This window comes from Micromonospora echinofusca, from assembly GCF_017614955.1.
In the GTDB taxonomy this organism is placed as follows: Bacteria; Actinomycetota; Actinomycetes; order Mycobacteriales; family Micromonosporaceae; genus Micromonospora; species Micromonospora echinofusca_A.
Map to the genome: position 1 here is coordinate 1 of NZ_WVUH01000560.1, position 2,727 is coordinate 2,727.

Sequence of the window (2,727 nt, forward strand, 5' to 3'; positions counted from 1 at the left end):
GGGCGGGGGTGGCGCTGAGCCCGGCCGTCGCTGCGCTGCTGATGTCCGCCTCGACCATCGTGGTGGCGCTCAACGCCCAACTGCTCCGCCGGGTCCGCCTGACGCCCTGACATTCCGACCGCCGGGCTATTCGACGCCGGGGCCTGCGGATTCAGAGATCGCGCATGTGAGTCGTACCGTCGGCATATCTCGGGTCGATTATTTCCCGGCTCGCCGCTTTTCCATTTCGCCCGGATGGCGACGTTGCGGCGGTTGTGCAGCCGATGGATGTCGATCGTGACAGGCAAATCTGTCAACCGTCCGCTTTGGACGGTCGAACTGCGGTACAAGTTGGAAAGGGTGTCATCCGAATTGAGGAAAGGAAATTGCTATGACGGATGTCAATCAAGGGGAAAGCCTGATCGCGGGCTTCGAGGCGTTCTACAACGGGAAATCGCCGGTGGATGGAATGACCTTCGCCGCGCTGCCGTGGGACATCGGGGAGCCGCAGCCACGGGTCGTGGACAGCGTGCGGGCCGGGCGTTTCTCCGGCCGGGTGCTGGACTCCGGCTGCGGCCTCGGGGACAACACCATCCACCTGACCGGCCTCGGCTACGACGTCCTCGGGGTGGACGGTGCGCCGACGGCGGTCGAGTGGGCCCGGCGGCGGGCCCGGGCGCAGGGGGTGCCGGCGCAGTTCGCGGTCGCCGACGTGACCCGACTCGACGGGTACGAGGACAGCTTCGACTCGATCCTCGACAGCGGTGTCTACGACTGTTTCGACGCGGAACTGCGGAGGCGCTACGTCGCGGCGTTGCACCGGGCGGCGCGGCCGGGTGCCCGGTTCATCCTGTACTGCCTTTCCGACCTGGTGCCCTGCGAACTACCGGGGGTGTACCGGATCGACGAGCAGATCCTCCGGGACGACCTCGGCGGGGGCGGCTGGCCGATCACCGACCTGCGCCGCGACACCTTCCTCGTCAACGAGTACGCCGGCCACTTCTTCCGCGAGCAGGGCCTGACGGTCGACTTCGACGACCGGGGGCGGGTCGCGCTGCCGGCCTGGGCGGTCGAGGCGGTGCGTGCCTGACCCTGGGCGCTCCTCCGTCCGGTGACGGTGACTGCGCGGACCGGCAACCGTCGGTCCGCGCAGTCACCGTCATCGGGGTCGCGCCCCCGTCGCCCCGGTGCGGTCAGCCGCGCTTCATCAGTCGGCCGACGGCCGCCATCATCTCGGTCGCCATCTCGTCGGCCCGACCCTCGGCGGCCCCCTCGTGCATGCAGTGCCGGGCGTGCCCGTCGAGCAGCCCCAGGGCCACCTTGTCCAGGGCGGCCTGGATCGCCGAGATCTGGGTGAGCACGTCGATGCAGTACCGGTCGTCCTCGACCATCCGGGAGATGCCGCGTACCTGCCCCTCGACCCGGCGGAGCCGAGCGAGCAGCTGGTCCTTGCTGGCGGTGTAGCCCCTGGTGGGGGTAGGGGTGGGCGTCGTCATGAGGGCAAGGGTAGCTTACCCCCGAGGGGTATGCTAGGGTCCGGACTGAGAGATACCCCCACTGGGTACCGGTATAGCGAGAGGGAGCCACCCCCATGGTCACCAGCACCTACCACGTCAAGGGCATGACCTGCGGCCACTGCGTCAGCGCGGTCAGCAGCGAACTCAGCGCCCTGCCGGGGGTCAGCGACGTACAGGTCGAACTCGCCTCCGGGCAGGTCGCCGTGACCAGCGCCGAGGCACTGGACCCGGCGGCGGTCCGGGCAGCCGTCGACGAGGCCGGCTATGAACTCGTCGACGCCTGAGCCCGGCGTTCCACCGACGGAGGAGAGGTAACGCGATGAACGTGGCGACGAGACTGGGCGGGTTCGCGCTCGGGCTCGTGGCGGTGTTCGGCGCGGCGTGGGGGGTCGGCCAGGTGGCCGGCCCCGCTGTCCCACCCGCCATCGAGACCAGCCACGACGGCGACGCCGGTGGACACGACACCGGGGGCCACGACGAGTCGACCGGCGACCAACTGCCCGGTGGGCTGCTGGTCTCCGACCACGGCTACACCCTGGTCCCCACCGCCGCCCCGGCCGGCCAGTTCGCCTTCCGGGTCACCGGCCCGGACGGCAGACCGGTCACCGGGTACGACGTCCAGCACGACAAGCGGATGCACCTGATCGTGGCCCGCCGCGACCTCTCCGGATTCCGGCACGTCCACCCGGAGATGGACCGGGACGGCACCTGGCGGGTCACCTCGCCACTCGGCGAGCCCGGCACCTGGCGGGCGTTCGCCGACTTCAAGCCCACCGGCGCCGAGGCCCTCACCCTCGGGGTGGACCTCGCCGTGCCCGGCACCTTCACCCCGGAGCCGCTGCCCGCACCGACCCGGACCACCACCGTCGACGGGTACACCGTCACCCTCGCCGGTGAGCTGACCCCCGGAACGGCGTCCCGGCTGACCCTGACCGTGGACCGGAACGGCACCCCGGTCACCGACCTGGCCCCCTACCTCGGCGCGTACGGCCACCTGGTCGCCCTGCGCCAGGGGGACCTGGCCTACCTGCACGTGCACCCGGAGGGGGTACCCGGCGACGGGAAGACCCCGGCCGGCCCGCAGATCACCTTCTTCGCCGAGGTCCCGTCAGCCGGGACCTACCGGCTCTACCTCGACTTCCAGCACGCCGGACAGGTCCGGACCGCCGAGTTCACCGCCGTCGCCGGACCGCCCACCGGGGCGTCCAGCACGGTCGGCGGACCCACCGCG

The 2,727-nt window shown here is 70.9% G+C and carries 4 protein-coding genes; 3 read left to right on the forward strand and 1 reads right to left on the reverse strand.

Features of this window, described 5'->3' with window-relative positions; translation table 11 throughout:
• Positions 1–370: 370 nt before the first annotated feature.
• A complete protein-coding gene (locus tag GSF22_RS32655; protein ID WP_208817764.1) occupies positions 371–1,069 on the forward strand; it encodes a class I SAM-dependent methyltransferase in 699 nt (232 codons plus the stop codon).
• Positions 1,070–1,172: 103 nt separating this feature from the next.
• Here the strand turns inward: GSF22_RS32655 and GSF22_RS32660 are convergent, their stop codons facing one another.
• Positions 1,173–1,475, reverse strand: a complete 303-nt coding sequence (locus GSF22_RS32660) for a metal-sensitive transcriptional regulator (RefSeq protein WP_208817765.1) — start codon at positions 1,473–1,475, stop codon at positions 1,173–1,175.
• A gap of 95 nt (positions 1,476–1,570) precedes the next feature.
• On the opposite strand from GSF22_RS32660, the gene GSF22_RS32665 reads away from it, so the two are divergent.
• Complete coding sequence (locus GSF22_RS32665) at positions 1,571–1,780, forward strand: heavy-metal-associated domain-containing protein (protein WP_208817766.1); 210 nt, start codon at positions 1,571–1,573, stop codon at positions 1,778–1,780.
• A 35-nt stretch (positions 1,781–1,815) separates the two neighbouring features.
• The coding region (locus GSF22_RS32670) for a hypothetical protein (RefSeq protein ID WP_208817767.1) at positions 1,816–2,727 on the forward strand (912 nt) is incomplete at its 3' end.

Coding starts and splice junctions, on each gene's coding strand:
- GSF22_RS32655 (WP_208817764.1), top strand. CDS start 371: ATGACGGATGTCAATCAAGGGGAAAGCCTGATCGCGGGCTTCGAGGCG.
- GSF22_RS32660 (WP_208817765.1), bottom strand. CDS start 1,475: ATGACGACGCCCACCCCTACCCCCACCAGGGGCTACACCGCCAGCAAG.
- GSF22_RS32665 (WP_208817766.1), top strand. CDS start 1,571: ATGGTCACCAGCACCTACCACGTCAAGGGCATGACCTGCGGCCACTGC.